The 7,077-nt window shown below is 34.1% G+C and carries 6 protein-coding genes and 1 pseudogene; all 7 read right to left on the bottom strand.

What is annotated here, in order from left to right; all coding sequences use genetic code 11:
- Positions 1-16: 16 nt before the first annotated feature.
- The gene (locus K6G87_RS17610; protein ID WP_296840200.1) at positions 17-2,089 is read right to left on the bottom strand and encodes a hypothetical protein; all 2,073 of its coding nucleotides are present in this window, start codon (positions 2,087-2,089) and stop codon (positions 17-19) included.
- Positions 2,086-3,243, bottom strand: a complete 1,158-nt coding sequence (locus tag K6G87_RS17615; protein WP_296840203.1) for a hypothetical protein — start codon at positions 3,241-3,243, stop codon at positions 2,086-2,088. The genes K6G87_RS17610 and K6G87_RS17615 overlap by 4 nt, the downstream gene beginning before the upstream one ends.
- A gap of 223 nt (positions 3,244-3,466) precedes the next feature.
- A complete protein-coding gene (locus K6G87_RS17620) occupies positions 3,467-4,486 on the bottom strand; it encodes a hypothetical protein (RefSeq protein ID WP_296840206.1) in 1,020 nt (339 codons plus the stop codon).
- A 159-nt stretch (positions 4,487-4,645) separates the two neighbouring features.
- Positions 4,646-5,983: a zinc ribbon domain-containing protein gene (locus K6G87_RS17625; protein WP_296840209.1), complete on the bottom strand. Its 1,338-nt coding sequence runs from the start codon at positions 5,981-5,983 to the stop codon at positions 4,646-4,648.
- 433 nt (positions 5,984-6,416) lie between these two features.
- The gene (locus K6G87_RS17630) at positions 6,417-6,635 is read right to left on the bottom strand and encodes a hypothetical protein (RefSeq protein WP_296840212.1); all 219 of its coding nucleotides are present in this window, start codon (positions 6,633-6,635) and stop codon (positions 6,417-6,419) included.
- A gap of 1 nt (position 6,636) precedes the next feature.
- Positions 6,637-6,810 carry a hypothetical protein gene (locus K6G87_RS17635; RefSeq protein WP_296840215.1) on the bottom strand — a complete coding sequence of 58 codons (174 nt, stop codon included), beginning with the start codon at positions 6,808-6,810 and terminating at the stop codon, positions 6,637-6,639.
- A gap of 83 nt (positions 6,811-6,893) precedes the next feature.
- A pseudogene (locus tag K6G87_RS17640) lies at positions 6,894-7,077 on the bottom strand (IS1634 family transposase); the annotation flags it as partial.

Here is a 7,077-nt window from a genome sequence, read left to right on the forward strand (position 1 = left end):
TTTTTTATATGACATTTCATACAAATGGAACCGGTGTACCTGTAATATTTAATACTCTTACAATAGTGCCATCAGAATACTTTCCTACAATATACTGATTGGTATCCATAAAACTCCAAGTATCGTTCTTCCATATAGCATCACCTGTAAGAGTATCGCCATCTCTTACAAGGGGATATGAATATATGGCACCTGTTGATGAATTCTCAATATTCATATAATATTCTACATCATCATTGTCAAGTAATACTTTTGCATCTACGTGAACCACCTGATAACTATCAGTCTGCTTACTACTATCTACATACAATGATACATCAGATACTGTATCATCGAATCTATCTTCTGACGCTTCTATAGGTGCAACATATCTTATAAACTGTGTCCCCGTAGGTTCATATATATCCACAATACCTGCAGATACATATGGATTATAATAATCACAGAGGTAAGATGACCATACATCAGTATATTCCGTATATATATCATCTCGCGTGAGCATGTTAATAACAAACTGAGACATATCACTTATACCAACTGCCTGAAGGTCTGTATTTCTGCCTTCATTGTATCCGGCGAATATAGTAAATTTATTATCAAGGTATCCTGGATCTCCTACATACCAGACATTGTGCGAAGCATAATCATAGTCTTCTGTAAAATAGATTATATCTTCATTACTATCCATATAATCAAGAAGCCCGGCTAATGCCTCATCAGTCACCTCTGATCTTGGGAAAGTTAATGACTTTGTAGCTATAATATGAACTCCAACCCATACCATGCAAATAGCTGCGATCAGATATCCAGCTATATATCTACCCTTCTTATTATAACTAGGTGCACTACTATCTATAGCTTCATTTTTAGTAATATCAGCATCTTTAAGCTCTTTATTATCTGCAAAGAAATGCTTTCCTACTAATACTTCAAGCATCATAAGTCCCATTACAACACATGCTACCGTCACTCCTCCAGATACTCTCCAAGCATATCTTCCAACATGAACGAAATACATGCCACTAGCTATAAATACTGCAATAGCAGAGGATACAGAAATGATATTCTTCTTGATGGAAGTGAAGATTCCGGCAATAATCATCACTGTAAGTCCAAGAATAAGTGCATACTTATACTTAAGCATTTCCGCCATATATCCTCTAAATGTCTTAACAGAAGCTCCCTTAAACTGTATAGGCACTGACATAGTCTCTATATTGAAATAGTTGGTATCTGCTATGTAATAATTGGTCAGCATTGCATACCAAGAAGCTTTAAGACCGGCAGATTCATATACATCACTGACTTCATTGTACTCAGGATACATATCAAGATAGTCATATACTTCTCTTGTAAGATCAAAAGTATCTTCAAAAAAAGCAATATTCGGATTCATATGTCTATATACAAGGTGTGAACCATATGATAATACTACTGAACAAATGATAACAAATAAAGGAACAAAGATATCGGGTATAAACAATCTCTTATTATCTACAACTTTACTAGCATTTCCTTTATGCATAAATACAAGTAAATATCTAAGAGCAATTACTACACCCGCAAAAGGGATGCACATTATCATAGCATCAAATCTTAAAGAACCTGCTATAAGGATATACAGCGCTCCTATAATGCCATAGAAGACCTTTCCTTTAAAAGACTTCCTGTAGCTAATAAGTAGCGAAGCACTGGTTCCTGTAATTCCTGATAAAATTGCAGTCTGGGTAAAGTTAATATCTATACTATAAGCTGCTTCCCACAAGAAAATAGCAAATACAACTGCTATGATAATACCCTTAATTCCATCAAATAGCTCCTGTATAAACAATGTCATAAAGAAAAGAACACTAAACATCATAAAGATAGAGAACATCGTCCACCAGTTAACCGAAGGAAAAATCCCTACAAATATCTTTAGAAATGCTCCAAGTCCCCATGAGACAGAATTAAAACCGGGCTCAGCATTAGATGCAAGATACTTAGCTATACTTCCATCTCCCGCCGCTGAATATACAGGACCTGTAAATACAAATACAATTAGAAATACTAATGTGATAATTCCTGAAATAATAACTCTTCTCTTCATGCTTTAGTCCCTATCTTAGTCTTTTTATTCTGCAACAAATAATATCCCATGAATAATAAAATATAATTTCTGCCAATATATACAGACACCAGATGAGCTTCTACAAGCGTATACAAGGCAAGACATACTAGTATCACCATCATAACAGCATCTTTCTTTACTATACACATTATATATAACAAAACAATAGCAGCCAAAACAAATACAGCCGGAATGATTCCATACCAAAAGAATAGTCTTACCCACCCCATATCAAAATAAATATCCATAGTATCCCGACCGGAAAATAAATGCCATGTTTCAATAGAACCATAGTGATTCACAGAATCCCAATAAAGGTTAATAATACGCCCAGATAGAAAACTATCTACTTTTTTGATAAAGTCATTGGGCATGCACATGCTATTTATAGCCGAATATCTGGAAAACCAGATGCAGAAACCGTATACTATAAATCCAGGCAAATACATTACCACATGCTTTTTCAAATTAGTAAACCTGAATATTGCAATACCTATAATACTAAGCATAGTGATAGCTGCTGCAGCCTCACTTCTTGTAACCATCCATAGAAGTATATCTGACAGAGCCAGCAAAATATATCCATACCATCTAAGCTTTTCATGATACAAATATAAGCCAAGTAGTACGAGCATCATGAACATACAATGAAAAGCATTGGCATCTCCAAATCCAAATACATATCTTATACTTCCAGCATCATCCCAAGCGCTTGTCCATAACCTTCCATATATACCAGTAATTGACAATAGTATTAGAATAGTAGAACCTGCCACAGACTCATAGAAGAATAATTTAAGCTTCTTCAACATATCAAGATCCTTACAGGCAGCTATAAATACTGTAAATCTTAATAGCTCATTTCTTCCCGACAACTTGTAAACAGCAACCGAAATAACTGAATAAGTTATGATAAGTATAAGATCACTTATACTATATTTCCTGATAGCAAGAAATACACACAGACATGATATTAAAAATGTAAATCTGAAAATATAACTTTCAAAGCCAATATGAAAGTCACTCTTATCTATTATGACTACCAGTATCTCTATAGTTAATAAGATATCAAAAAGAATATTCCTTATTCTAAAATTATTCTCATTTATAAAATGACGTATATTTTTAAGCATGTAATATTTTAATCCTTACCATATTTTAGAATGCATAATAATTTATGTTACTATTACATTATGCAATAAGGGATTCCATGTTCTCATTTATTGCAAACATAAACATGATAATTATACCAAAGACTAAAAAGACTCGCTACAAGTATAGCCTAATAGTACTGACGTAATAATAAAATAAGGGCAATGCACTATATATGCACTGCCCATACTTATACTTTAGTATTTAGTATTTAATATCTATAGCATGCCAAGTTTCATCAGAACCAAGACCACAGGTCACTGTAACTGTCTCTCCAACTATAAGAGGAACACTTGAAAGAGAGGTTGTTGCATCAAGCTTGATCTGAACCGTACCGCCCTCAGTTGAAAGGTATAGGGTATTAAGCGTAGTACTTGATGAAACCTTACCTTTATATGATACTGTTGAAGAATAGCTTCCTGCCTGACTATATCCGGCAATTTCATTATTTACAATTCTTGCAGCATGCATGTATGAATCGCTTCCACCATAACATGCAACAGTTATAGACTGACCAGGAATAAGAGTAAGACATCCAGAATAATCAGTATTACTATCATACTTTATAAGCATCATGCCACCTGATGTAGAGAAATATAACAGGGACGAAGTAGTCTTATCACCTACTGTACCTGTAAGATTAGGCATTGTAATGCCATTGATCGTAGCTGTATCTGAGCTAGAACCATTGCTTGAAGCTGCATCCCTTATCGTTACAGCATGCATATAAGCATCGCTTCCTCTTGCAGTAGTAATATAAATCTTCTGCCCCACTGTGATAACATGACAGTTTGTCATATCTGTTGAGCTATCAACCTTGATCTCCATAGTACCACTTGAAGTTGATAAGAATATCACATCATCTGTAGTCTTACTCGTAACTGTGCCAAAAACTGTAGATGAATTAGAAGAATCAACTACCGCTGTTGTCTGATAAATCTTGGAAGCATGCAGGTAGGCATCTGATCCATGATGACACTCTACTGTGATCTTCTTATCCGGAAGAAGCATCTTGCAACCACTTAGATCTGTATCCGAATCTATTGCGATAACCATCTTGCCCTGAGCTGTATTCAGATATAGATAACTACTTGTAGTAGCACTGTCTACTGTTCCATTTACAGTGTATGTATCTGCTGCATCAGACTGAATATACAACATTGAAAATACAGCCAATACACATACCAATAAAATAGATAATCTTGATTTAATCCTCTTACTCATAATCTACCTCCCTCATAGAACTCATTCTCAATTAATATACTATCATTTAAATTAACTATTTGATATAGATTCTTTTATTTTTTTACGTAAGGTCATCATCCTTTTAGACACAAAAAAGCCTTGCACTAATTAGTTAGTGCAAGGCCACTTCTGTATATCTCACTCTTCAGATGCTGTTGTTTCTGATTCTTCTATATTAGTTTCGTATGTATAACTACTTGCCTTTTGGTTTACATTATCCATAATAAGCTCATCTAATGTCTTATATCCATAGAAATAGTAGCTGCTTGTACCACCCCAAGCATCATCATTTTTCATTTCTTGGGTAATATATTGATATAGTTCTCTATATCCATTTAAATCAACATAGAAAGAACCATCACTATTTATTTTCAAATCATAGAAAGAAAATCCATAATAATAATCAAAAGTTCCAGTATTTGTACCTGTATCATAGTCTGCAGTAACATGATATATAAGATAAAGATAATTATGATTATTCCAAGTATCTGAATCCTTTGAAACTAAAAGATATGCCCCTATATATTCCGGATCACGCATACTCCATTCATCTACAAAATTAGCTTCTTGAGATGTAAAGGCATCTAATGCCTGCTTTTGCATCTTCGCAATTTCTTCTTCCGGAATATCATCCAGGCTTGTAACCCAGCTTTCCAAACCTTCGACAGTATATTCCTTACTGATTGATTCTGGCATTACACCATAATTTTCTATAAATTTCTTTTTATATGCATCTTCATTTTCTGTTGTAATATAAACTGTTATAACATCACCATTATTAAGACCAGTTTTTTTATCTATAGAGTACGAATAATCATTTTCTGTATAGTACATATTTGAAACACTACCATTAGCTATTGAAACTGTTCCATTAGGAGCTGTTCCTTCATAATTCAAGGTTAATCCTTCAAAAGGATCAAATGTCTTAACCTTTTCAAGACCAGATACAGTATAGCTTGAACTATCTACAACCAACTCGACATTTACATGCTCAGACACCATTTCTGTATCAATATTCCAATTATAAACAATAGTATCTCCATTAGTAAGATTTGTATCATTATCTAATTCTCCAACGATATTATCTTCCAAAAAATGTATTGGGGATTTATAACTATCACTAATATCATCATTACCCTTGAATTTAAGCTGTTCTTTATAATCCTTTTTAAGCTGCTTATAATCTATTTCTGCTACTGCATTACCAACTGTATCATAACCAGAATATTCAACAGTAACATACTGATTTAGATCAATCTTAACAGGGCGTGTTTGGATATATAGCACTACCGCGAATACTACAATAGCAAGAGACACTACAAGTGCAAGTACTCCAATAATTACTTTCTTATTGACAGGATTCTTGCTCTGCTTGGTTTTAGCAGAATTATTAGATACTACCTCCATCTTTGCTCCACATTTAGGGCAAAATAAGCTACCATCTTTTACATCCGCTCCACAATTTGCACACTTCATCTAATACTGCCTCCTAAAAGATTTAATAATACAATAACGTTCAAAAAATTGTGTCAAAAACACAAAGCCCTCACAAAAATCATATTTTCTATCATATTTTTATTATTTTTTGTCTTTTTGCTTAATTATATTATCTCTGACAATTTGTTTTGTCAATATAATTTTTAGAGTACTTTTGTATTTTATTACGTTTTTACTATCTATTAGACGTTAAGTTTTCGTTGACATCAGTCATGTTTTATGATGGCTTTTACAAAGCAAATGCATTTTATGATTATATGTGAAATTGTAAGATTATTGGATATAACTGTTATAACAAGGAAATATGGATAAATGATGGATTTTATAACTCTTAACTTCCAATAGTTTTACCACTCAAAAAAAAGATGCCCTGCTGACAGGCTCAATTATTGCCTACCAGTAGGGCTTATAATTATCCAAATAGAAATTCGTCAAGATCTTCTAAGGCTTCTCGAAGTTCAGGGTTCCTTTCCTGATTTATATAGCGTTCCAACTGTAACGCTTCCCATTCTTCAGGCTCACACTCCATGGTGTAAGAGAGATCAACTAAATCCCACAGGAACTTGCTTTTCTTAGTATTTTTGTGTGTCATACAGTATTGCTCAATAAGGATTCTTGAATACTCCTGCATCTTATTCTTCCTCACTTTCGCTGGAACCTTTAATGAATGCCATGATTTCTTCATAAGAATGCTCGCTCTTTATCACAGCAGCCATAAGTTCTTCCTTCCTCATCTCATTACGAAGCCTTATTAGGTCCGCAAGTGCTTCTTTCTCTGCTTCATACTTCAGTTTTGCTTTTTCCATTACAGCCTTCTGATGTTCGATCTAAGCATCAAGCGAGCTGGTTGATACTTTCTTTCGTCCTCGTGCCATTGTAACGTCCTCCCTTAGATTTTCACCTTATGTACCTTTGGATTCAGCCAGTCGCTAATCTCCTTTGATTTTCGTTTTATATAATTAGCATCAATTCCAAATGCTTTCAGTATCGTCTTCTGTGTTGCTGTTACTGCGTGGTCGAGTCTGTATATGCCATCAGCCTGCCTGATCATCTCGATTTTCTCCAGTTCTCTT

Source organism: Butyrivibrio sp. (assembly GCF_024699075.1).